At 66.9% G+C, this 23330-nt stretch carries 24 protein-coding genes; 7 read left to right on the forward strand and 17 right to left on the reverse strand.

The window, feature by feature from the left end; all coding sequences use genetic code 11:
- The first annotated feature begins 48 nt into the window (after positions 1–48).
- Entirely contained in the window at positions 49–192 is a 144-nt protein-coding gene (locus CK944_RS23140; RefSeq protein ID WP_158247952.1) for a hypothetical protein, read from the forward strand.
- Positions 193–360: 168 nt separating this feature from the next.
- On the opposite strand, the gene ettA is transcribed toward CK944_RS23140, so the two are convergent.
- The 9 genes from ettA to CK944_RS04255 form a co-directional block, all read right to left on the reverse strand.
- Positions 361–2016, reverse strand: a complete 1656-nt coding sequence (ettA, locus tag CK944_RS04215; protein ID WP_103171794.1) for an energy-dependent translational throttle protein EttA — start codon at positions 2014–2016, stop codon at positions 361–363.
- Between the two features lie 58 nt (positions 2017–2074).
- Positions 2075–2917: a sulfotransferase gene (locus CK944_RS04220; protein WP_103171795.1), complete on the reverse strand. Its 843-nt coding sequence runs from the start codon at positions 2915–2917 to the stop codon at positions 2075–2077.
- Between the two features lie 14 nt (positions 2918–2931).
- A complete protein-coding gene (locus tag CK944_RS04225; protein ID WP_103171796.1) occupies positions 2932–3567 on the reverse strand; it encodes an MT-A70 family methyltransferase in 636 nt (211 codons plus the stop codon).
- Positions 3568–3651: 84 nt separating this feature from the next.
- Complete coding sequence (rimO, locus tag CK944_RS04230) at positions 3652–5028, reverse strand: 30S ribosomal protein S12 methylthiotransferase RimO (protein WP_192877723.1); 1377 nt, start codon at positions 5026–5028, stop codon at positions 3652–3654.
- A gap of 27 nt (positions 5029–5055) precedes the next feature.
- Positions 5056–5586 (reverse strand): hypothetical protein, encoded by a 531-nt coding sequence (locus CK944_RS23145; protein WP_158247953.1) that lies wholly within the window; start codon positions 5584–5586, stop codon positions 5056–5058.
- A 195-nt stretch (positions 5587–5781) separates the two neighbouring features.
- Positions 5782–6552: an ABC transporter permease gene (locus CK944_RS04240; RefSeq protein ID WP_103171798.1), complete on the reverse strand. Its 771-nt coding sequence runs from the start codon at positions 6550–6552 to the stop codon at positions 5782–5784.
- Positions 6549–7490 (reverse strand): ABC transporter ATP-binding protein, encoded by a 942-nt coding sequence (locus CK944_RS04245; protein WP_103171799.1) that lies wholly within the window; start codon positions 7488–7490, stop codon positions 6549–6551. Before CK944_RS04245 ends, CK944_RS04240 begins: the two co-directional genes overlap by 4 nt.
- 12 nt (positions 7491–7502) lie before the next feature.
- Complete coding sequence (locus CK944_RS04250; protein WP_103171800.1) at positions 7503–8084, reverse strand: NADPH-dependent FMN reductase; 582 nt, start codon at positions 8082–8084, stop codon at positions 7503–7505.
- 199 nt (positions 8085–8283) lie between these two features.
- On the reverse strand, positions 8284–9552 hold the full coding sequence (locus CK944_RS04255) for a 4-aminobutyrate--2-oxoglutarate transaminase (protein WP_103171801.1): 1269 nt from the start codon (positions 9550–9552) through the stop codon (positions 8284–8286).
- 122 nt (positions 9553–9674) lie between these two features.
- Between CK944_RS04255 and CK944_RS04260 the strand changes: the two genes are divergently transcribed.
- On the forward strand, positions 9675–10097 hold the full coding sequence (locus CK944_RS04260) for an META domain-containing protein (protein WP_158247954.1): 423 nt from the start codon (positions 9675–9677) through the stop codon (positions 10095–10097).
- Positions 10098–10101: 4 nt separating this feature from the next.
- Positions 10102–10827 carry a rhomboid family intramembrane serine protease gene (locus tag CK944_RS04265; RefSeq protein WP_103171803.1) on the forward strand — a complete coding sequence of 242 codons (726 nt, stop codon included), beginning with the start codon at positions 10102–10104 and terminating at the stop codon, positions 10825–10827.
- On the opposite strand, the gene mnmD is transcribed toward CK944_RS04265, so the two are convergent.
- Complete coding sequence (mnmD, locus tag CK944_RS04270; protein WP_192877724.1) at positions 10824–11495, reverse strand: tRNA (5-methylaminomethyl-2-thiouridine)(34)-methyltransferase MnmD; 672 nt, start codon at positions 11493–11495, stop codon at positions 10824–10826. The genes CK944_RS04265 and mnmD overlap by 4 nt on opposite strands.
- Here mnmD and CK944_RS04275 point away from each other — a divergent pair.
- Positions 11494–12552 carry an FAD-binding oxidoreductase gene (locus CK944_RS04275; protein WP_103171805.1) on the forward strand — a complete coding sequence of 353 codons (1059 nt, stop codon included), beginning with the start codon at positions 11494–11496 and terminating at the stop codon, positions 12550–12552. The genes mnmD and CK944_RS04275 overlap by 2 nt on opposite strands.
- A gap of 66 nt (positions 12553–12618) precedes the next feature.
- Here the strand turns inward: CK944_RS04275 and CK944_RS04280 are convergent, their stop codons facing one another.
- Positions 12619–13140, reverse strand: a complete 522-nt coding sequence (locus CK944_RS04280; protein WP_103171806.1) for an NnrU family protein — start codon at positions 13138–13140, stop codon at positions 12619–12621.
- Between the two features lie 66 nt (positions 13141–13206).
- On the opposite strand from CK944_RS04280, the gene CK944_RS04285 reads away from it, so the two are divergent.
- Both CK944_RS04285 and CK944_RS04290 read left to right on the forward strand, forming a co-directional pair.
- Positions 13207–13770, forward strand: a complete 564-nt coding sequence (locus CK944_RS04285) for a DUF4202 domain-containing protein (protein ID WP_103171807.1) — start codon at positions 13207–13209, stop codon at positions 13768–13770.
- On the forward strand, positions 13767–14462 hold the full coding sequence (locus tag CK944_RS04290) for a CbiX/SirB N-terminal domain-containing protein (protein WP_239985952.1): 696 nt from the start codon (positions 13767–13769) through the stop codon (positions 14460–14462). The genes CK944_RS04285 and CK944_RS04290 overlap by 4 nt, the downstream gene beginning before the upstream one ends.
- Here the strand turns inward: CK944_RS04290 and CK944_RS04295 are convergent.
- Entirely contained in the window at positions 14457–15170 is a 714-nt protein-coding gene (locus CK944_RS04295) for a GNAT family N-acetyltransferase (RefSeq protein WP_103171809.1), read from the reverse strand. The genes CK944_RS04290 and CK944_RS04295 overlap by 6 nt on opposite strands.
- Positions 15170–15910, reverse strand: a complete 741-nt coding sequence (locus CK944_RS04300; RefSeq protein ID WP_103171810.1) for a molybdopterin-binding protein — start codon at positions 15908–15910, stop codon at positions 15170–15172. The genes CK944_RS04295 and CK944_RS04300 overlap by 1 nt, the downstream gene beginning before the upstream one ends.
- 105 nt (positions 15911–16015) lie before the next feature.
- Between CK944_RS04300 and map the strand changes: the two genes are divergently transcribed.
- On the forward strand, positions 16016–16813 hold the full coding sequence (gene map, locus CK944_RS04305) for a type I methionyl aminopeptidase (RefSeq protein ID WP_103171811.1): 798 nt from the start codon (positions 16016–16018) through the stop codon (positions 16811–16813).
- A 10-nt stretch (positions 16814–16823) separates the two neighbouring features.
- Here the strand turns inward: map and CK944_RS04310 are convergent, their stop codons facing one another.
- From CK944_RS04310 to kynU, 4 genes are all read right to left on the reverse strand, one after another.
- Entirely contained in the window at positions 16824–19874 is a 3051-nt protein-coding gene (locus tag CK944_RS04310) for an efflux RND transporter permease subunit (protein WP_103171812.1), read from the reverse strand.
- Positions 19871–20968 (reverse strand): efflux RND transporter periplasmic adaptor subunit, encoded by a 1098-nt coding sequence (locus CK944_RS04315; protein WP_158247955.1) that lies wholly within the window; start codon positions 20966–20968, stop codon positions 19871–19873. Before CK944_RS04315 ends, CK944_RS04310 begins: the two co-directional genes overlap by 4 nt.
- Entirely contained in the window at positions 20965–22029 is a 1065-nt protein-coding gene (locus tag CK944_RS04320) for an efflux RND transporter periplasmic adaptor subunit (protein WP_103171814.1), read from the reverse strand. The genes CK944_RS04315 and CK944_RS04320 overlap by 4 nt, the downstream gene beginning before the upstream one ends.
- Before the next feature lie 65 nt (positions 22030–22094).
- On the reverse strand, positions 22095–23282 hold the full coding sequence (gene kynU / locus CK944_RS04325) for a kynureninase (RefSeq protein ID WP_103171921.1): 1188 nt from the start codon (positions 23280–23282) through the stop codon (positions 22095–22097).
- Positions 23283–23330 lie beyond the last annotated feature (48 nt).

The following is a 23330-nucleotide window of genomic DNA, read 5'->3' on the forward strand; positions in this document are numbered from 1 at the left end:
CGCGATTCGGGTCACGCTGCGTTACCCAATGACAGGAAAGGAACGTCCATGAAGAAGCTTGCCCTGACGACCCTGACCGCCTGCCTGCTGGCAGCCCCGGCCCTCGCCGCGCCGACCCTGGCGCCCGAGGCCGCCGCGCCCGGCACCACGATCCTGGCAAACTGCCCCGGCAAGCCGCCGGTCAACGCCTGAAGGCTGCGCAACGCCGGAAGGCGTTGCGTGTTCTGGCGAAGATTGGTCTAAACCGCACCGGTGGATGGCCGGGTTGACCGCCAGTCATAGGTAGGGTGCGTGATTTCACGCACCATCACTGCACGGGAACGGTGCGTGCGAAGCACGCACCCTACGGCTGTTTACTTTCTATCGCGCAAACTTCTTGTACTTCACCCGCTTCGGCTCGATGCTGTCCGGCCCAAGCCTGCGCACCTTGTCGGCTTCATAAGCCTCGAAGTTCCCCTCGAACCACTCCACATGCGCGTCGCCTTCAAACGCCAGGATATGCGTGCAAAGACGGTCCAGGAAGAAGCGGTCGTGGCTGATGATGACGGCGCAGCCGGCGAAATCCTCCAGCGCGGCTTCCAGGGCCTGCAGGGTTTCCACGTCCAGGTCGTTGGTCGGTTCGTCCAGCAGCAACACGTTGCCGCCGGATTTCAGCAGCTTCGCCATGTGGACGCGGTTGCGTTCGCCGCCTGAGAGCTGGCCCACCTTCTTCTGCTGGTCGCCGCCCTTGAAGTTGAAGGCGCTGCAATAGGCGCGACTGTTCATCGACGCGTCACCCAGGACGATCTGCTCGGCCCCGCCGGAGATCTCCTCCCACACGGTTTTCTGGGCGTCCAGGGCATCGCGGGACTGGTCCACATAGGACAGTTGCACCGTGTCGCCATAGGCGATCTCCCCGGCATCGGGCTTTTCCTGGCCGGTCAGCATGCGGAACAGCGTGGACTTGCCTGCGCCGTTCGGGCCGATCACGCCCACGATGCCGCCGGGCGGCAGGGCAAAGTCCAGATCCTCGATCAGAAGCTTGTCGCCCATGGCCTTTTTCAGGCCCGACACCTCGATCACGCGGTTGCCCAGGCGTTCGCCGTTCGGGATGATGATCTGGGCGCGCGACAGCTTCTCGCGCTCGGACTGGCTGGCCAGTTCGTTATAGGCGTTGATCCGGGCCTTCTGCTTGGCCTGGCGCGCCTTGGCGCCGGCGCGGATCCATTCAAGCTCGCGTTCCAGGGTCTTCTGCTTGGACTTGTCCTCGCGCGATTCCTGTTCCAGCCGTTTGGCCTTCTGTTCCAGCCAGGCGGAATAGTTGCCTTCGTAGGGGATGCCGCGGCCGCGATCCAGTTCCAGGATCCAGCTGGTGATGTCGTCCAGGAAATAGCGGTCGTGGGTCACGATCAGGATCGTGCCTTTGTATTCGATCAGGTGCTTTTGCAGCCAGGCGATGGTTTCCGCGTCCAGGTGGTTGGTCGGTTCGTCCAGAAGCAGCATGTCCGGCGCTTCCAGCAGCAGCTTGCACAGCGCCACCCGGCGGCGCTCGCCGCCCGACAGGCTGGTCACGTCGGCATCGTCCGGCGGGCAGCGCAGCGCCTCCATCGCGACGTCCACCTGGCTGTCCAGATCCCACAGGTTCTCGGCGTCGATCTCGTCCTGAAGGCGCGCCATCTCCTCGGCGGTCTCGTCCGAGTAGTTCATGGCCAGTTCGTTATAACGGTCCAGCTTGGCCTGCTTGGCCTTCACGCCTTCCATCACGTTGCCGCGCACGTTCAGGGCCGGATCCAGTTCCGGTTCCTGCGGCAGGTATCCCACGGTCGCGCCCTTGGCGGCCCAGGCCTCGCCGGTGAAATCCTTGTCCCAGCCGGCCATGACGCGCAGCAGGGTCGATTTACCTGCGCCGTTGACGCCGACGACGCCGATCTTGACGCCCGGCAGGAAGTTGAGGCGGATGTTTTCGAAGACCTTCTTGCCGCCGGGATAGGTCTTGGACACGCCGTCCATGTGGTAGACGAACTGATAGGACGCCATCGGAATCTCCTGCCAAAGCTTTGCGGCTATGTAGGCGAAAGCGGGGGCCGGGAAAAGGTCAGCGTGTCTGGGCCAGGAAATCGGCGCCCAGGTGATCTTTCAGGAAGTCCAGTTGCGGGGCCAGGCGGGTTTCCAGGGCTGCAATGGCCTGCGAGGGAAGTTGCAGCGGATCGCGGTTGGCAAAGACCCTTTCGGCCATGTTCGCATAAGGCCAGGGGTTGATGCCCAAATGGGCCTCGACCGCATCCATCACGGCTTGCGGTTCGCGGGCGATGCGGCCGAAGGGCAGGACCAGCATGCCGGGATATCGCGCCTCCCAGCGGGGCAGATAGCTGGCATAATCGCCCCGGTCATACAGCACCGGATTGTCGAGTTCCGCCATCCAGTCGGCAAGCGTCCGGGGCTGGCGCCTTTCGCGTTGCAGGTTCATGCGCAGTTGCGAAATGGCCCGGTCCACCGGATGACGGATCAGATAGATGATCTTGGCCTTGGGCAGGAAGTTCGCGACATAATCCACGCCCTCGGCCGGCAGGGTCGAATATTCCGGGGTGAAGTCCATGGGCATGGCAGAGGGTGGCGCAGGCGCGAAGATGCGCTTGTACCACTGGTTGTGGAACATTTTTCCACGCGCCACGCCGTTCAGATAGGCGTTCAGTTCCGGCGGCATGGGGATGCCGCGCCGCGCATGGCGGTCGCGGATTTCCTGCGGTTTCTGGCGGTAATGCCAGGCGATCCAGCGGCGGTGTTCGGGGATGAACAGGTGGTTGAAATACTGCACCTCCTTGAAGGGCGGGATCCAGAACTGCGGGTGCTGGCCCAGCATCTGCGCCAGCCAGCTTGTGCCCGCCTTCTGCGCGCCGATGCACAGCGCGCCGGGCTTGCGCGGCTGCCCGTCAGGCATCGGCCCCCCATCGCTCACCGCAGTTTCACCGCATTGCTTTGGGAATGGTTGGAATAGGTCGGCCAGTCGGGCTGGTAATCCTCTGCCTGGTTGCCCCAGACGGTCCAGCCCTTGCGCGGGCCGCGCGCGAACATTTCTAGGCGCGGGCCCCAACTGCAGGCCTCGATCAGGCCGTATTGCTCGTCCGGCTTGCGCGAGTGTTCGCGCTTCTGGGTGGCGATGACGTTTTCCTGGCTGCGTCCTGGGTCCAGCGTCCGCACGTCCTTGCCGCGCACGCCGAACAGCAGGATCTCGGTCACGTTGCGGAAGTAAAAGCCCACGCCCCGCCGGTCAGGGCCGCCGTCCTTGCGGGTCTTGTACCAGATCAGGTTCGACTTGTAGGTGAAGCCCCAGCTTTCCATCACCTTCAGCCCCTCGGGCAGCAGGGCATTGGGCACCCACAGATAAAGATGCGACCGGGCATCGGCGATGCGGTCCACCGGCAGGGCGCAGATCTCGTCCAGGGTCATCGTGGGGTAGCGCGACAGGCGCTTGTGTTCGGGGGCCATCTTGCCGGTGCGGTTTTGGAACTGCCAGGGCGGATCGGCCAGGACCGTGCCGAACCGCACCGCGCCTGCGGTGGCCAGAAGATCGTCGGACGCGCTTGTCAAACCGGCCTCCGGTCAGGGGTTTCGCTGTTCCCGATACCCTTTACCGGACAGGCCCGCCCGCCGCCACTGCCAAGGTGGCCGCCGTTACAGCCGCCCCCACAGGTCGTATTCGCCGGCCTCGTCCACGGTCACCGTCACGATGTCGCCGGGCGACAGCGCCTCGAAACCCTCGTCGACGAACAGGTTGCCGTCGATTTCCGGCGCATCGGCCTTGGTGCGGCAGGTGGCGCCCTGATCGTCCACGCTGTCCACGATCACCTCCAGCCGGGTGCCGACCTTGGTGGCCAGCTTGGCTTCGGAAATGGCCTGCGCCTTTTCCATGAAGCGGTCGAAGCGGTCCTGCTTCACCTCCGCAGGCACATGGTCGGGCAGGTCGTTGGCGCGCGCGCCCTTGACGTTTTCGTACTGGAAGGCGCCGACGCGATCCAGTTGCGCCTCGTCCAGCCAGTCCAGCAGGGTTTGGAACTCGGCCTCGGTCTCGCCGGGATAGCCGACGATGAAGGTGGATCGCAGGGTGATGTCCGGGCAAATCGCGCGCCAGGCGGCGATCTCGTCCAGCGTCCTGGCCGCGGCCGCTGGCCGGGACATGCGGCGCAGCACATCCGGGTGGGCGTGCTGGAAGGGGATATCCAGATAGGGCAGCACCAAGCCTTCCGCCATCAGCGGGATCAGGTCGCGGACATGGGGATAGGGATAGACATAGTGCAGCCGCACCCAGGCCCCCAGCGACCCCAGATCGCGCGCCAGATCGGTGATATGGGCGCGGTGCCCCCGATCCGTCGCGTGCCGCAGGTCAAGGCCATAGGCACTGGTGTCCTGCGAGATGACCAGCAATTCCCTGACGCCCGCCTGCACCAGCTTTTCCGCCTCGCGCACGATGGCATGGGCCGGGCGGCTGACAAGGCGTCCGCGCATGTCGGGGATGATGCAGAACTTGCACTTGTGATTGCAGCCTTCCGAAATCTTCAGATAGCTGTAATGGCGCGGCGTCAGGCTGACGCCCGATGCGGGCAGCAGGTCGATGAAGGGATCTGGCTGCGGCGGCACGGCGGCGTGGACCGCGTCCAGCACGGCCTCGTACTGATGGGGGCCGGTGACGGCCAGGACCTTCGGATGCGCGCCGGTGATGTATTCGGGTTCCGCCCCCAGGCAGCCGGTGACCAGAACCTTGCCGTTCTCGCGCAGCGCCTCGCCGATGGCGTCCAGCGATTCCGCCTTGGCGCTGTCCAGGAAGCCGCAGGTGTTCACGATCACCGCATCCGCCCCCTTGTAGTCGGGGCTGATCGCATAGCCTTCAGCCCGCAGGCGGGTCAGGATGCGTTCGCTGTCCACAAGCGCCTTGGGACAACCGAGGCTGACCATGCCGATGGTCGGCTGGCCTTCGCGGCGCCCCAGAAGGCTGTCATCGGAAATGCGGGCGCGGGCCAGGTCGGGGCGCAGGTCGGGCGGGTTCATGTGCATCCGCCGCAAATAGGTGATTCGGTGCGATCAGAAAAGAGGAGAGACGGCCCTGCCCTGACATTCCCGCGAGGCGGGCTTTTCAAGATCGCCCTGCGGCCCCATCATGAAGGGCATGAAGAAGATTGGTGGATGGATCGTGATCGGCCTTGTGCTGGGGCACGATGGTGCTGGCCGATATCGTGATGGCGCAACCGCCCGGGCTGATCTGACGTTGGGTCGGCGTGCAAGGGGCAGGACCGTCGCCAGAACGTGATTTTCCCCTGCGCGATCAATCGGCAAGATGGCCCCATGACACGATTTCGCCTGATCCTGACCCTGGCTGCCGCGCTGAGCGCCGCAATCCCCGCCGCTTCCCAAGCCGACATCGTCGAGCGCGGCCGCTTCATCGACGTGGTGAACCACCGCGGCGGCAATGTGCTGCAGATGGTGCAACTGCGCGAAAGGCTGGCCCAGTCGGGCAAGACGGTCCGCATCCGGGGTTATTGCCGTTCGGCCTGCACGATCCTGACGACGTTGCCCAATTCCTGCCTGGGACCGCAGGCGCGCATCGGTTTCCACGCCCCGCGCATCCCCAACACCCAGATCATCCCGCCCTATGTCGATCAGATCATGGGCAATTACTATCGCGGCGGCATCCGGGACCGCTGGTTCGGCGGTTGGAACCGCACGATGGAAATGCAGGTGATCACCGCGCGCGACTATGTCCGCATGGACCCACAGGCGCGGATCTGCGACTTTGGCCAGCAGACCGGCTCACTCGCGCAGCCGCCAGCCGGTCGCAAAGATCCAGCGGATCGCCAGGCAGCAGACCGCGATCATCAGGCTGACCGCCACCAGGGACACGCCCACCGGCACGTCCGCAAGGCCGAAGAACGACCAGCGAAAGCCCGACACGAGGTAAAGGACCGGGTTCAGCTTGGCGACGCCTTCCCAGAATGGCGGCAGCATGTCCGCCGAATAGAACGCGCCGCCCAGAAACACCAAGGGCGTGATCACCATCATCGGCACGATCTGCAACTGCTCGAAGCTCTTCGCCCATAGCCCGATGATGAAGCCCAAAAGGCTGAAGCCCGTGGCCGTCAGGATCAGAAAGGCCAGCATCCAGAACGGATGCAGGATATGGACGCCCACGAAGAAGAAACTGGTCAGCAGGATCACCAGCGCGATCAGCACGGCCTTGGTGGCGGCCGCGCCCACGAAGCCCAGCGTCACCTCGATCCAGCCCACGGGGGACACCAGGTATTCATAGATCGTGCCGCTGAACTTGGGGAAGTAGATGCCGAAGCTCGCGTTGCTGACCGATTGCTGAAGGATCGTCAGCATCATCAGCCCGGGCACGATGAAGGCGCCGTATTCTACGCCCTCGACCGACTGGATGCGCCCGCCGATGGCCGCGCCGAAGACCACGAAGTAAAGCACCGTGGACACGACCGGCGACAACAGCGACTGCATGACGGTGCGGAAGAACCGCATCATCTCGTGATGAAAGATCGCCCAGACGCCGGGCCAGTTGACACCGCTCATGCCGTCACCTCCTGACGCGGTTCGCTGACCAGCGTCATGAACACTTCTTCCAGGCTGGATTGCCGGGTGGATACGTCGCGCACCATGATCCCCTGCCCCGCCAGATCGCCCAGCAGGCGCGCAATGCCGGTCCGATCGGCGCGGGTGTCGTATTCATAGGTCAGCGCACGGCCGTCGGGCGACAAGCGCAGACCCCGGCCCAACAGTTCATCGGGGATCATCGTCAAGGGCGCGGTCAGTTCGATGGTCAGGGTCTTCTTCCCGAATTCGCCCATCAGATCCGCCGTGGGCTTGACCAGCAGAAGCCGGCCCTTGTTGATGACGCCGATGCGGTCGGCCATTTCCTCGGCTTCCTCAAGGTAATGGGTGGTCAGGATGATGGTCACGCCGTCGCGGCGAAGCTGGTCCACGACCTCCCACATCTCGCGGCGCAGGGCCACGTCCACGCCCGCGGTGGGTTCGTCCAAGAACAGCACCTTGGGCCGGTGCGACAGGGCCTTGGCGATCAGCACGCGCCGCTTCATGCCCCCCGACAATTCGCGGGTCATGGCATCGCGCTTGTCCCACAGGGCAAGGCTGCGCAGCACCTGTTCGATATAGGCGTCGTCGGGGCCTTCGCCGTAAAGGCCGCGGGTGAAGCGGACGCAGTTGATGACCTTCTCGAACGGCTCCAGCGCGATTTCCTGCGGGACCAGCCCGATCAGCTTGCGCGCGGCGCGCCAGTCCGTGCGGATATCGTGGCCGCCCACCAGCACCCGGCCCCCGGTCGGCACCACCAGTCCGCAGATGATGGAGATCAGCGTGGTCTTGCCCGCCCCGTTCGGGCCCAGCAGGGCGATGATCTCGCCCTCCTCGATCGACAGGGACACGTCGCTCAGCGCGCGGGTGCCGCTGTCATATTGCTTGGACAGGTTCTCGATCTGGATGATCGCGGTCATCGTCTTGTCCTTTCACTCGTCCTCGGGGTGATAGGGGCGCGCGTGGCGCGCATTCGCCAGGGCCTCGACCCACCAGTCCAGCCGATGCGCAAAGACGGCCATCGCCGCCTCGGCTGCGGCGGCGTCGTTGGGATCGGTCATGTGCCCCAGTTCGTCGAACTTCCGCCAGGGCGAGGCGAAGCTGACCGTGTCGCGCAGCGTGACGGTATGCAGTTCCGCCAGGATGATCCGCAACGCTTCAAGCGCCCGCAACCCGCCCGAAAGGCCGCCATAGCCGATCAGCCCCACGGGCCGCCCCCACCATTCGGCGGTGACGCTGTCGATCAGCGTCTTAAGGTGGCCGGGTTCGGCGTGGTTGTATTCGGGCGTCACGATGACGAAGCCGTCAAGGTCGGCCATCCGGTCGCGCAGGCGCCTGATCGCCGCCCCGTCCCCCATCTGCAACGGCAGCAGGTCGGGATCGGCGGGGTCGATGGTGCGCGTGGCGAAGCCGTGGATTTCCAGTTGGCGGATCACCCAATATGCCACGCGGTCGTTGATGCGCCCTTCCCGGATCGACCCCAGGATCACCCCGATGCATTTGCGTTCCGCCATGGCCGTTCCTTGAATTCCTGATCGGGCTGCGCCCCTAAAGACAATCGTCCTTGGTCAAGAACAAGGCGAAAATCCATCGGCCCCTTGCATGTAATCGGCGACGCCGGGCCAGCAAGGGTGCCGGGGGTGTTTTGGAGGGACTGGTCTTTGGCTGGCGAAAGCAAGGGCCTGCCTGTTTCGACAGGCCCGCCGTCATGCCCTACCCCCTTGCTGCCAGCAGACTTTCGTCCAGGATGTCCAGCGCCTCCTCGAACACCGCGTCCGGGATGGTCAGCGGCGCCAGGAAGCGGACCACGTTGCCATAGACGCCGCAGGTCAGCAGGATCAGGCCTCGCTTCAGCGCCTCCTCTCGCACCTTGTTGGTGAAGTCGGGGTTGGGGCTGTCGCTGCCGGGCAGGTTGAATTCGACCGCGTTCATGAAGCCGGGGCCGCGGATGTCGGCGATCTGCGGGATCCGGTCGCGGGCGGCGGCCAGCCGCTGCTTCAGGCGCTGCCCCAGGCGGGTGGCGCGGTCGCAAAGGCCCTCTTCCTCTATCACGTCCAGAACGGCATGGGCCGCCGCCACGCCAAGCGGATTGCCCGCATAGGTGCCGCCAAGGCCGCCGGGATGGGGGCTGTCCATCACCTCGGCCCGGCCGGTGACCGCGCTGATCGGCAGGCCGCCGCCCAGGCCCTTGGCCATGGTCACTAGGTCGGCCGCGACGCCGTGATGTTCCATCGCGAACAGCTTGCCGGTGCGGGCGAAACCGGTCTGCACCTCGTCCGCGATCAGCAGCATCCCGTGGTGGTCGCACAGCGCACGCAGTTCCGCCATGAAACCCTGCGGCACTTCGTAGAAGCCGCCCTCGCCTTGCACGGGTTCCACGATGATGGCGGCCACGCGGGCGGGTTCCAGATCGGCCTTGAACAGCTGCTGCAGCGCCTTCAGCGCATCCTCCTTGGAAACACCGTGCAAGGGGTTCGGGAAGGGCAGGTGCCAGACATCGGGCATCATCGGCCCGAAGCCCGCCTTGTAGGGCTGCACCTTGCCGGTCAGCGCCATGCCCATGAAGGTGCGCCCATGGAACCCGCCCGCAAAGCTGACGATGCCGGGGCGGCCGGTATAATGGCGGGCGATCTTGATGGCGTTTTCCACCGCCTCGGCGCCCGTGGTGGCGAAGATCGTCTTCTTGTCGAAATCGCCGGGAACCAGGCTGTTCAGCCGTTCCGCCAGCGCGACATAGTTTTCATAAGGCACGACCTGGTGGCAGGTATGGGTAAAGCGGTCCAATTGCGCCTTCACGGCCTTGATGACCTTGGGATGGCGGTGGCCGGTGTTCACGACCGCGATCCCGGCGGCAAAGTCGATATAGCGGTTGCCGTCCTTGTCCCAGATCTCGGCATTCTCGGCCCGTTCGGCATAGATCTGGGTGGTCATGCCCACGCCGCGCGAAATGGCGGCGTTCTTGCGGTCGGTCATGGTCGTCATCGGAATCGCTCTCCCCTCGGGTTTGGCGGATGCTAGCGCAGCATTCCTGCCCCGAACAGGCCCGCCCTTGCGCCGGGCGTCGGGGCGGGCGATGCTGGCCCTGCACGCTGCCCGAGGACCGCATGACGATCACCCGCCCCCTTGCCCTGCTTGCCGCCATGGCCAGCCTTGCCGCCTGCCAGGACGCGGGCGAACGGTCCGTCGCCATGCTGCGTCCCGGCGACAGCTATGTGGTCACCCGCATCGACGGCGCCCCCGCCCCCGCCGGCGTCACGCTGGAGGTGGGTGAAGGCGGCCGCGTCACCGGGCGCGCGCCCTGCAACCGCTACAGCGGCCAGTTGACCGAAAACGGTGGCGCCATGGCCGTCAGCGGCATGGTCATGACCCGCATGGCCTGCGCCGAACAGGACCGCAACATGGCCGAGGTTCGCTTCGGCAATGCCATGGGCAGCATCACGGCCGCCCGCCGCACCGGCGACGGCGTCGTCCTGACCGACCCCGAGGGGCGCGAACGCATCGCCCTGGCCCGGTCCGAGGGGCAATAGCCCGGTGTTTCCGATCCGGGACCACAACCCGTCGGAACAAAGGCCCTGGATCACCTATGGGCTGATCGCGGCCAACATCATCCTGTATCTGTCCACCCTGCCGATGGTGGCGGGGGGCGAATGGCTGTGGGTGCGGCTGGCGCTTTATCCCCTTGCGGTGGTCAATGGAGAACTGCTGTGGGGGCTGGTGACCCACATGTTCCTGCATGGCGGGATCATGCACCTGGTCGGCAACCTGCTGTTTCTGTACATCTTCGGCGACAACCTGGAAGAACAGCTTGGCCGTTTCGGCTTTCTGGTCTTCTATCTGCTGGCCGGGCTGGTGGCGGCCGCGGCCCAGATCGCGGCGGACCCGTTCTCGACCATCCCCATGGTCGGGGCATCGGGCGCCATCGCGGGCGTGATGGGCGGCTATCTGCTGCTGTTTCCGCGCGCCAAGGTCGATATCCTTGCGATCTTCATCATCTTCTTCAAGGTCTTCACCCTGCCCGCCTGGATCGTCCTGGGCGTTTGGCTCGCGATCCAGGTCTTCGGCGGCTACACCACCCCGACCGCCGGGGGCGGCGTCGCCTATTGGGCCCATGCCGGGGGCTTTCTGGCAGGGGTCGTTCTGGCCCTGCCGCGCTTCCTGCGCCTTGGCGGCCGGTCCTTCTGGGCGCGCACCCATGGCCATCCGCCCCACCCCGAGGTGGTCTATGCCCCCACCCGTATCCCGCGCGTGGGCCGCTAGGGCCTGACACCCACGCTCATGTGGCGCTTGCGGCCAAAGCCGGGGCGGCGTTCCACCCGGAAACCGGCATCGGTCAGCGCCCGCCGCACCCCACCCGCCGCCGTATAGGTCGCAAAGCTGCCCCCCGGCGCGGTGCAGCGGCCGACATGGGCCATGATCTCGTCCCCCCACATCTCGGGGTTCTTGGCGGGGGAAAAGCCGTCCAGGAACCAGGCATCCGCCCTGCCCTGCCAGCCGGGCAAGGTCTGCGCGACATCCCCGATCACCAGCCGCAACCGGACCTGGCCCACCTGGATCTCATCGGAACCCCAGCCTGCGCGAAGCCGGGCGGCAAGGTCCGCCAGTTCGGGAAAGGCGGCATGGGCCTGTTCAAGCTGCGCGATGCTCATGGGCCAGGCCTCGAAACTGGTCATCACCACGGGGACTGTCGCCACCTGCGCCAGGGCCAGGCAGTTCAGCCCGGTCCCGAAGCCCAGTTCCGCGACGTGAAAGCCGGGCCGCAGCCGCGCGGGCAAATCGTTGCCGTCCAGAAAGACATGCCGCGTTTCCGCCAGCCCGCCCGCAAGGCTGAAATAGGGATCGTCGAAACGGGTGGACACGGGGATGCCGCCGTCGCGCCAGTCAAGCTGCGGGTGGCGGGCGGGGTCGGGATCGGATAACGCGCTCATGCCCGCAGCTAGGGGAAAGGGACATGTCTTGACAAGCGTCACGATCATCGGCGGCGGCATCCTCGGCCTCAGTTGCGCCTGGGAAATGACCCGGCGCGGCGCAAGCGTCCGGCTGATCGAGGCCGCGCGGATCGGCGCCGGATCATCGGGCGGCCATGTGGGCGCGCTTGCCCCCCACGCGCCCGAGAACTGGAATCCGAAGAAGGCCTTCCAACTGGACAGCCTGCTGATGGCCCCCACCTTCTGGGCAGGGGTCGGGGAAGCCGCTGGCCTGCCCACCGGCTTTGCCCGCACCGGCCGGCTGCAACCCTTGGCCGATGCCGCCGCCGCAGACCGCCTGGCCGGCCGCATCGCCGCTGCGACGGAACGCTGGCCCGCGAACTGCGCGATGCACCTGACCAAGGCCCCGGCGGGCAACCTGGTGCCCGACAGCCCCTCGGGCCTCTGGCTGTTCGACCGGCTGACCGCGCGCCTTGCGCCCCGCGCCGCCGGGGCCGCGCTTGCCCAGGCCATCCGCAACCGGGGCGGAGAGATCGTCGAGGGCCAGGCCCCCAGTGACCCGGCCGGACCGGTCCTCTGGGCGACCGGCACGCCGGGGCTTGCGGATCTGTCGCGGGACCTGGGCCGCCCCATCGGCAAGGGCGTCAAGGGCCAGTCGGCGCTGCTGCGATACGCCGCGCCCGATGCACCGCAAGTTTTTGCCGAAACCCTGCACATCGTGCCCCACGCGGATGGCACGGTGGCTGTCGGCTCGACATCGGAAAACGACTATGACCACCTGGACCCTGACGACCGGATCGACGCCCTGGTCGCCAAGGCCCGCGCGATCTGCCCGCAACTGCGCGACGCCCCGGTGATCGACCGCTGGGCGGGCGCCCGCCCCCGCGCGCGCAGCCGCGCTCCGATCCTTGGCCCTTGGCCGGGCCGCCCCGGCCATTTCGTCGCCAATGGCGGCTTCAAGATCGGCTTCGGCATGGCGCCCAAGATCGCGCAGGTGATGGCCGACCTGATCCTGGACGGCCATGACGCCATCCCCGACGGCTTTCGCCTGACCTGATTTCACTTTGGATCAAATATCCTCGGGGGGTCCGGGGGGCGAAGCGCCCCCGGCCTTCGCCTGCCGTCAGGCAGGCAGCGGCGACACGCCGATCACCAGCGGATGCAGGTGCAACAGCGCCGCCCAGATCACCACGGCCAGCAGCAGCCGTTGCCAGGTCACGCGGAACGCGCCTGGCAACCCCGACCGCGCCACGCCGGACAGGGCAAAGACCCCCATCCCGCCGAAGAAGACCGCATGCGCCAGATCGCCATTGGCGACCAGATGCGAACCCGCCCACAGCGCGAAGGCCGCGACCAGCCCCGACATGCCGACCGCAAGCGACCCCAGCAGGATCGCGGCGGGCATGGCGATGTTGACCAGCCAGCGGCTCCAGCCCGGCTGGTCCCACAGATGCACATAGGGCGCGCGTCCCGCAGCCAGGATCAGCCAGTACAGAAGCCCGATCGACAGCAGGCTGAAGGCCGCCAGATAGCCCCGCCGCCCCAGTCGGGCGACCAGCCAGCCGCGCGGCCCAGGCAGCGCGGGGATCATGTGGGCGCCCAGGAAACAGGCCCAGGCGGCGATATATTCGGTCCATCCGGTCATGTCCCTCCTCTAGCCGCTTGCGAAGCGCAGCGCCAGAAGGTGAAACTGCGGCAAAAAGGACGCGCCATGACCACACGCCTTGACCACGCCTTCCAGGCCATCGACGCCGCCAACGCGCAGGACCCGAACCTCGACGACGGCAAGCCCGCCAACCTGCTCTACGGCCAGCGGATGACGGAACAACAGCAGCACCTGTTTCCCCAGGCTTCGGAGGTGCTGCGCATCGCCTGCCGGGGGCAGCATATCGAACGCTGGCTTCTGCCGCGCGACGCCTATCCGATGGACCGGGCGGGCTATCTGCAATGGCGCCAGGAACAGGGCCGCCGCCATGCCGACCGCATCGCGGGGATCATGGCGGACGCGGGCTATGGCCAGGACGACATCGACCATGCCCGCAGGATGCTGACCAAGCAGGGCCTCAAGCGCGACGATCAGGTGCAGGCGCTTGAGGACGTGATCTGCTTCACCTTCATCCGCTGGTATCTGGGCGACTTCATGGCGACCATCCCGGACGAGAAGATGGACCGCATCATCCAGAAGACGGCCGCCAAGATGTCACCCGAAGGCCGCGCGCGGGCATTGGAGGAGTTTCCGATGCCCGAGGCCGTGGCCCATCATTTCCGCCAATGACGCGCGCCATGGTTTGCAAGGCCGTCATCGTCTCGCACGGCCAGCCCGGCGATCCCGGCCCCCAGCAGCACGCCATCGAGGATCTGGCCGCCCGTGTCGCCGCCTGTGATCCCGGCTGCGAAGTCGTGGGCGCGACGCTGGCGATGCCGGGCGCCCTGGCGGCGGTCGCCGACGACGACTGCCTGATCTATCCGATGTTCATGGCCGAAGGCTGGTTCACGCGCAGCGAATTGCCCCGCAGGCTGGCCCAGGCCGGCGCGGGCAAGGCGCGGGTGCTGCGGCCCTTCGGCACCGATCCGGCCCTGCCCGGCCTGATCGTGGCACAGGCCCATGCTGCAGCAACCGAACAGGGATGGACACCGCAGGACACGACCCTGCTGCTTTCCGCCCATGGCTCGCAACGCTCTCAGGCGTCCTTCACCATCACGACCGCCCTGGCCGAAACCATCGCGCCGCAATTCGCCCGCGTCGTCACAGGCTTCGTGGAACAGGAACCCTTCATCGCCGATGCCGCGCGCGGGCTGGACCGCGCGGTCAGCCTGCCCTTCTTCGCGCTGCGGGCGGAACATGTGCTGGACGACCTGCCCGAGGCGCTGGATCAGGCGGGTTTCACCGGCCCGCGCCTGGATCCCATCGGCCTTGCGCCCCAGGTGCCCGCACTGATCGCCGCCAGCATCCGCGCCGCCTTATAGGTCCTTGGCGTAATAGGCATATCCGGCGACCTCGGTGAACCCCAGCCGGTCATAGGTGGCCCTGGCGCCGCCATTGGCCCGGCTGACGGCCAGGCCGATCCGGGTCGCGCCGCGGTCCGCTGCCCATTGGGCCACCTGCCGCATCATCCAGCCCGCAAGGCCGCGGCGGCGGAAGGCGGGCAGCACCTCGACCGCATGGACCATCGCCACCCCTGCCGCAATCGCGGCAAAGGCCGCGCCCGCCGCACGGTCGTCGATGCGGCCCAGAATGGCGGTCCTTGGACCGGACACCCGGTCCATGACCGCCTGCCGCATCGGGTCGATGTTGCCCGCCGCCCAGATGTCCCGCTGGATCGCCAGGGGCGGCCAGATCGCGAAGGTGGTCAGGACAGGAATTGTCTGGCCAGTCAGCAAGGCAACCGGTGCCTGCATGATCGCGGTCGGCGTCTCGCGCCGGTATCCGGCTGCCGTCAGGGCGGCGATCAGGGCCGCATCCCCGTCCAGGACGCGGAACATCGGGGGCTGGTCCCAGCCGCGATGGATCGCCTCGACCCTTGCGATGTCGTCCGGCTTCCAAGGGCCGACCGCCCGCGCCGAACTGACCCGCCCGCCTGCGCCCAGGCCCCGGCCCAGGCGGAAACCCCCGGCATCGACGTATTCCGCCGCGGGCCAGGTCTCCTCGAAGGCCTGGGCCAGGGCCGCGTCCATCACAGGCCCAGCCGCTGTTTCAGCGCCGCCATCGCCTGGGCCACGCGATCCGCATCAAGGCCCCGCACCACCAGGTTCGTGCCCCAGCCGGTCGGATCCTGGAAGGGATATGAGCCCAACGACAGGTCGGGATAATCGTCCGCCACGGCCCGCAACCCCTCGGCCACGTCGCTTTCGCCGCGCCGGACCTCGACGCTTTGGGACTGCACGGGGCGGCCGGCGGACAGGCGCGGGATCAGCCAATCGACCATGCCCCGGAACACCTCGGGGACGCCTGCCATGACATGCGTGTTGCCGATGGAAAAGCCGGGCGCGGCCGATACCGCATTGTCGATCAGCGTGGCGCCCACCGGAATGCGGGCCATGCGCAGGCGGTTTTCCGTCAGTTCGGTTCCCATCCGGTCGCAGCGGGCCTGCAGCAGGGCGCGCGCTTCGGGGTGGATTTCGACCGTGGTGCCATGCGCATCGGCCACGGCATCGGCGGTGATATCGTCATGTGTCGGCCCGATCCCGCCGCTGGTGAACAACAGGTCGTAATCCCCGCCCAGGCTGCGGTCCAAGGCGCGGATGGCCGCGACGATCCTGGGGTGATCGTCGGCCACCACGCGGATCTCGCGCAGGTCAAAGCCCGTCGCGGACAGCACCTGCGCCAGGTGATGGGCGTTGCCTTCGCGGGTGCGGCCGGACAGGATTTCGTCCCCGATCACCAGGATCGCCGCCGTCGGATTGTCGGATTGCATCGCCCGCCCCCTGAAACCTGTGCTGCCTGCATCTATGCGCACGCACGGGGCTGGAACAAGTGGCCTTCCGGGTCTATCTATGCGGCCAGACGAAAGGGATCTTCGATGGACCAGAGCCACATCACCAAGGAAGGCATCCGCATCCACGCGCGCGAGGATTTCGCCGGGATGCACAAGGCCGGGGCCGTGGCGTCGCAGATCCTGGACGAGGTGGGGCCCCTGGTCCAGCCGGGCGTTTCCACCGGCGCGCTTGACGATTTCATCACCCGCCGCATCGCGGAACTGGATGTCACCTCGGCCACGATCGGCTATCGCGGCTATGAACATGCAAGCTGCATCAGCGTCAATCATGTGGTCTGCCACGGCATTCCCGGCGACAAGGTGCTGGCGAATGGCGACATCCTGAACATCGACGTGACGGTGATCGTGGATGGCTGGTATGGTGACACCAGCCGCATGTATGTGGCGGGCAAGGCCCCGATCAAGGCCAAGCGGCTGATCCAGGTCACGCATGACGCGCTGATGAAGGGGATCGAGGCCGTGCGCCCCGGCGCCACCTTCGGCGACATCGGCGCGGCGATCCAGTCTTACGCCGAAGGGCGCGGCATGTCGGTGGTGCGCGACTTCTGCGGCCACGGGCTGGGCCGGGTCTTCCACGCGCCCCCCAACGTGCTGCATTTCGGCCGCCCCGGCAAAGGCCCGGTGCTGGAGGAAGGGATGTTCTTCACCATCGAGCCGATGATCAACCTGGGCCGCCCGGAAACCAAGGTCCTGGCCGATGACTGGACCGCCGTGACCCGCGACAAGTCGCTGTCGGCGCAGTTCGAACATGCCATCGGCGTGACCGCCGACGGGTGCGAGATCTTCACGCTGTCCGACAAGTTCTTCCCGGTCCTGGACTGACCGGCGCCGGTCAGCCCCGGCCCTGCGGGTCGGGCCTGACCCGCATCACCGCGCAATAGAGCGCGGGCACGAAGACCAGCGTGATCAGCGTGCCCGCGATGATGCCGCCCATCATCGAAAACGCCATCGGCCCCCAGAACACCTGGCGCGAGATCGGGATCAGCGCCAGCGATGCCGCCGCGGCCGTCAGAAGGATGGGCCGGGCACGGCTGTCGGATGCCTCGAACACGGCCTGCCACTGGCTGCGGCCCTTGTGCAGCAGCTCCTGGATTTCGTGGACCAGGATGATGGAATTGCGGATCAGGATGCCGATCAGCGCCAGGATCCCCAGGATCGCGACAAAGCCCATCGGCACGCCGAAGGGTACCAGCACCGCGACCACGCCGATCAGGCCCAGGGGCGCTGCGGCGAAGACGATCAGCGACAGCCGGAAGCTTTGCATCTGCGCCATCACCAGCAGCGCCATGACCAGCAGCATCACCGGCACCACGGCGGCGATAGGTTCCTGGCTGTCGGCCGAGGTTTCGACCGTGCCGCCCACTGTGATGGTCACGTCCGAGGGCAGGCTGGCCTGGAATTCGGTCACGGCCGGGACCAGGGCGTTGACCAGCGTGGCGGGCTGGTCCTTGGTGGATATGGCGGCCTTGACGGTGACGGTCGGCAGGCCGTTGCGCTGTGCGATCAGCGGCTGTTCGGTCGCATAGTCCAGCGACACGACCGAGGACAGCGGCGTCCCCCCGCCATTCGGCAGCCGCAGTTGCAGGTTGCGGATCGATTCGATCGAAGTGCGGTCCTCGGCCTGCCCCCGTCCCACGACGTCGATCAGGAAGATGTCGTCGCGCAACTGGGTGATGAGCTGGCCCGAAAACAGCGCCGACAGCGTGTCGGCCACGTCCTGGCTGGTCAGGCCCAGCCGCCGCACCTGGTCCTGGTCGATTTCCAGCCGCACCACGCGGGCAGGCTCGTTCCAGTCCATCGAGATGTCGCGCAGCCGCGGCTCTTGCGCCAGGACGGCGGCCAGTCGGCGGGCGGCATCGCGGGCCGCGTCGGCATCGGGCGCGCTGACGCGGTACTGCACCGGCTTGCCGACCGGAGGCCCGATTTCCAGGTTCTTCACATAGATATCGATACCCGGAAATTCGCGCGCGGCCTTGTCCATCAGCAGCGCCTTGACCCGGTCCCGGGCCGCCAGATCCGGGGTCTGGATCACGATCTGGCCCATATAGGGACCGGGCGTCGGCACATCCATCGCCAGCACGAAGCGCGGCGCCCCGGTGCCGACATAGGATGTCCAGAACAGCACGTCCCCGTTCCCCGCAAGGACCTGTTCCAGGCGGTCCATGTCCTTGCGCGTTTTGGCGATCGAGGTGTTCTGGCGCTCGACGATATCGACCAGAACCTCGGTCCGGTCCGATGTGGGGAAGAACTGCTGCTCGACAAAGCGCATTCCCCAGACGGACAGGGCGAACAACGCCAGCGTGACGACGATCACGATCCACTTGAAGCGCATCGACCACCAAAGCACCGCGTGGAACCGCCGCCGCAGCCAGCCCGGCTTTTGTTCATGATGGGCGTCATAGCGGCGCAGGAAGGTCACGCCCAAGAGGGGCGCGAACAGCACGGCCACCACCCAGGACACCACCAGCGACACGGCGATCACCACGAACAGCGAAAAGGTGAACTCGCCCGCCGCCGAACTGTTCAAGCCGATCGGGATGAAGCCGGCGACGGTCACCAGCGTTCCCGTCAGCATCGGGAATGCGATCGAGGTCCAGGCATAGCTGGCGGCCTTTTCCAGCGACTCGCCGATCTCCAGCCGGGAAATCATCGTCTCGATGGCGATCATCGCGTCATCGACCAACAGCCCAAGCGCGATGATCAGCGCCCCCAGCGAGATGCGTTGCAGCGTGATGCCGTACAGATCCAGGATCACGAAGGTGATCGCCAGCACCAGCGGGATCGTCAGCGTCACGACGAAGCCCGCGCGGAAGCCCAGGCTGACGAAGCTGACGACCAGCACGATCGCCACCGCCTCGGCCAGGGCGGTGACGAAGTGGCCGACCGCGTCTTCCACCACATGCGGCTGGTCGGCAACCTTGGCCATCTCGATCCCGATGGGCAGGTCGCCCTCGACGCGGGCCATCAGCGCATCCAGTTCACGCCCGAATTCCAGGATGTTCTCGCCGTCGCGCATCCCGATCTGCAAGCCGATGGCGGGCTGGCCGTTGTATCGGAACAGCGATTGCGGCGGGTCTTCATAGCCGCGCCGGACGGTGGCCACGTCGCCCAGGTTGAAGAACCGCTCGCCCACGCGCAGGTTGACGGCGGCGATCGCCTCCGCGTCGTCGAACTGGCCGCCCACGCGGACCAGCACCTGTTCCGGTCCCGCCTGGATCACCCCGGAGGGCGCAATGGCATTCTGCTGGGCCAGGGTCGCCACGACCTGCTGCTGGTTCAGGCCAAGCGCGGCCAGACGCGCCGCCGAGAATTCAAGATAGATCTGCTCGGCCTGTTCGCCCAGGATCTCGGTCTTGCCGGCGGCGTCCAGTGCCGCGACCTGCTTGCGGATGCGTTCCACCCGGTCGCGCAATTCGCGCGGGCTGTATCCGTCGGCGGTAAAGGCATAGATGTTGCCGAACACGTCGCCGAAATCGTCGTTGAACTGGAAGCCCGCGAATTCCTGGGGGAAGTCCGGGCGGATGTCCGACATCATCTGGCGCACGCGCTTCCAGATTTCGGGCACCTGCGGACCCCGCGTCGTGGGCAGCAGTTCCAGATAGACGACCGCCTGGCCCGGCATGGTGACGGACCGGGTGAAATACAGCTCGTCCAGTTCCTCGAGCTTCGTTTCGATACGCGTGGTGACCTGGGTCAGCGTTTCTTCCACGGTGGCGCCGGGCAGGGCCGCGCTGATCACCATGATCTTGATGGTGAAGTTCGGGTCTTCCTCGCGGCCCAGGTTGTTGTAGCTGATGGTTCCCGCGATCAGCGAGACGATCAGCAGGAACCAGACGAAGCTGCGATGGTTCAGCGCCCAGTCCGACAGGTTGAAACGCTTCACGGCTGGACCCTTTCCCCGACCGGCTGACCGTCCGTCAGGGAATTGACGCCCCGAATGACCACCTCGTCCCCCGGCTCCAACCCTTGTGCAAGCAGGATGCGGCCCTGGAAATCTCCGGCGATGGAAACGGGAACGGCCTCGACATGGGCGCCGTTCTCGCGGCGCTGCACGCGCCAGACATGGGGCCTGCCGTCCCGCTGGAAGATCGCTGCGCTGGAAAATGTCAGCACCGGTTCGCTGGCGGTGCCCAGCCGCGCCCGGATCAGGGCGCCCAGGCGAAACGGCGCATCCGCCGGAAGGGTCAGATACAGCCTGCGCGTCCGGGTCGCCGCATCCGCGATCGGATCGACCCGGTTCAGGACCGCCCGCACCTGGCGGTCGGGATCGGTCCGTTGCCAGATCGAAAAGACCGCATCCGCGGGCAAGCCCGCAAGGGCCGCTTCGGGCAGGTCGATCACGGCCTCGCGCTGATCCTCGGCCGACAATTGCAGGACAGGCGTTCCCGCGCCCAGAACGCTGCCCGGAACTTCATAGACGGCGCTGACCACGCCCGAGAAAGGCGCCGTCATGCGGGCATAGCCTTCGGCGTCGCGGGCCTGAACCAGGGCCGAGCGGGCCTGTTCGGCCCCGGCCTCGGCGGCGGCGGCGGCGCGTTGGGCCTGTTCCAGTTGCGCGGTGCTGGCGACGTTGCGGGCGACCAGGGCCTGGGCGCGCTCCAGCGCCAGGCGGGCGGTGTCGCGCTGAACCTCGGCCGCGGCAAGGGCCGCTTCGGCCGCGCGGGTGGTAGCGGCCAGATCCTCGGATCCCAGATTGGCAAGCACATCCCCCTGTTCGACCCGATCGCCCAGATCGACCGGGCGCGACACCATCCGGCCAAGCGTCTGGAAAGCCATCGTCACCTGCGTCCGGGACGCCACCACGCCGGGAACCCAGCGTGCGTCATGGCCCCGATCCTCGACGATCTCGGACACGACGGGGCGGGGGGGAAGGGGTTCGTCGGCCCGGGATTCGAAGCCCAGCCAGGACGGCCATCCCAGCGCATGGGCGGGCAAGGACAATGCCAGGGTCGCCGCCAGGACGATCAGCACCTTCACGGCAGCACCTCGGCCTTCTGGACCTGGCGTCCGGGATACAGCAATTGCGAGCCGGCGCCCACAACGACATCGCCCGGCGCGATGCCGTCGGACAGATACACGACGCCATTGGTGAACTGACCGATGGTGACGGGCACAAGGCTGACGCGGTTGTCGGCATCGACGCGCCAGACGGCCGGATGGTCGCCGTCACGCATCAGCGCCGTCCAGGGCACCGCGATGCCCCGATCGACGGCAATGTCCAGGTGCCCCCGCACCGCCGCGCCCAGCAGGGCGGTATCGGCGGACACATCGTCGATGGCGACGCGGATCGTCACCGTTCCTGTCGCAGGATCCACCAGGGGCGAGATTTCCGTGACCCTGCCCTGCATTTCCGGGTGGTCGATGTCGATGGTGTCAAGCCGGACCTGTCCGCCCATGGCATTGTCCAGCCGGGGATGGTCGGGGGCGTCGAACACCGCCTCCAGCCCGTCCAGAACCGCAAGGGTCAGGACCGGTTGCGCGGCACCGACGATCTGGCCCGGCGCCATGTCGCGGGCGGTCACGACCCCGTCCTGGGGCGCGCGCAGGATGGTATCCTGAACCGCCCTTCGGGCCTGGTCCAGCGTGCTTTCCGCGCGTTCCAGCGTTCCCTGCGCCTCGGACAGGACGCGCAGGGCATCATCGCGCGCAGCGCGGGTGCCGACGCCACGCGCAAGCAGGCCTTCGGCGCGATCGCTGGCCTGGCGGGCCTGGGACAGCCCGGCCTGCGCGGCATCCAGCCCCGCCCTGGCCACGCGCAGGGCCTCGTCCTGCTGGACCGAATCCAGCCGCGCCAGTTCCTGCCCCCGGGCCACGCGGTCGCCTTCGTCCACCAGCACGCGCGTCACGCGCCCGGCCTGACGAAAGCTCATCTGCACGCTGTCTGTCGCGGCGATGCTGCCGGAGAGTTGGAGGTCAAGCCTGACCGTCTGTTCCTGGGCTGCGACCAGTTCGACGCGCAGCAGGTCGCCTTGCGCAAGCGCCGGACATCCGGGCAGGCCAAACGCAAAGACGACCCATGCAAACCGATCCGACCACATGAAACATATCCTGTCAAATGTCGCATATGTGCGGCACAAACAGGCCCGAGGGAAGCCCCCTACCCCTACGTCACGGCAGCCCTTTGCCGAAACCTTTCATCATCCCAACTGCCGTCGCGCAGAATGCGGGCCAGGGTATCGACGGCCCGTCCGACATCGTCCAGATCGTTGTACAGCGGCGCGAAACCAAAGCGCAGCACGTCGGGCGCGCGGAAATCGCCGACGACGCCCGCCGCGATCAGCGCCTGCATGACCGCATAGCCCTGGGGGTGGCGGAAGCTGACCTGCGATCCGCGCCGGGCCGGATCGCGCGGGGAATTCAGCGCGACCTCCGGGCAGGCGGCCTCGACCCCCTTGATGAAGGCCTCGGTCAGTTCGATCGACCGGGCTCGCAGGTCGGCAAGGCTGACCCCATCCCACACGTCCAGCGCCGCGTCCAAGGCCGTCAGGGCGATCACCGGGGGGGTGCCGACGCGCATCCGTTCGATCCCCGGCGCGGGCCGATAGCCCAGGTCAAAGGCGAAGGGCGCGTCATGGCCCATCCAGCCTTGCAGGATCGGCTGGGCGGCATCGGCGTGGCGGGGGTGGGTCCAGATGAAGGCCGGCGCGCCCGGTCCGCCATTGAGATACTTGTAGGTGCAGCCGACCGCGAAATCCGCATCAGCGCCGGTCAGATCCACATCCACCGCCCCTGCGGAATGGGCCAGATCCCACAGCGCCAGGGCCCCGGCGTCATGGGCGCGGGCCGTCAGCCCGGCCATGTCGTGGCGGCGGCCGGTGCGGTAATCGACCTCGGTCAGCATCAGGACGGCCAGGTCGGGGGTGATCGCGGCCTCGACCTCCTCGGGGGCGACGACGCGCAATTCGGCCCCCATCGCGCGGGCCAGGCCTTCGGCCACATAAAGGTCCGACGGGAAGTTGCCGTTGTCCGACAGGATTACCCGGCGGCCGGGGCGCAGGGCCATGGCGGCGCTGAGGGCCTGGAACACCTTGATCGACAGCGTGTCGCCCATCACCACCTGCCCCGGCCCCGCGCCGATCAGCCGGGCGATGCGGTCGCCGACCTTGCGCGGCTGAACATACCAGCCCGCCTTGTTCCAGCCGGTGATCAGCATCTCGGACCATTCATCCGACATCATGCGGGCGACCCGGTCGCTGGCCGCGACAGGCATCGGACCCAGCGAGTTTCCGTCCAGATAGGTGATCCCCCGGGGCAGGTGGAAGGCGCGGCGGGTGGCGGCGAAATCGGTCATGGCTTTCTCCATCTTGACCGCAAGCTAGCAGCAGCCTTTTCTGCCGGA

It is taken from the genome of Paracoccus sp. SY (assembly GCF_002901215.1).
In the GTDB taxonomy this organism is placed as follows: domain Bacteria; phylum Pseudomonadota; class Alphaproteobacteria; order Rhodobacterales; family Rhodobacteraceae; genus Paracoccus; species Paracoccus acridae.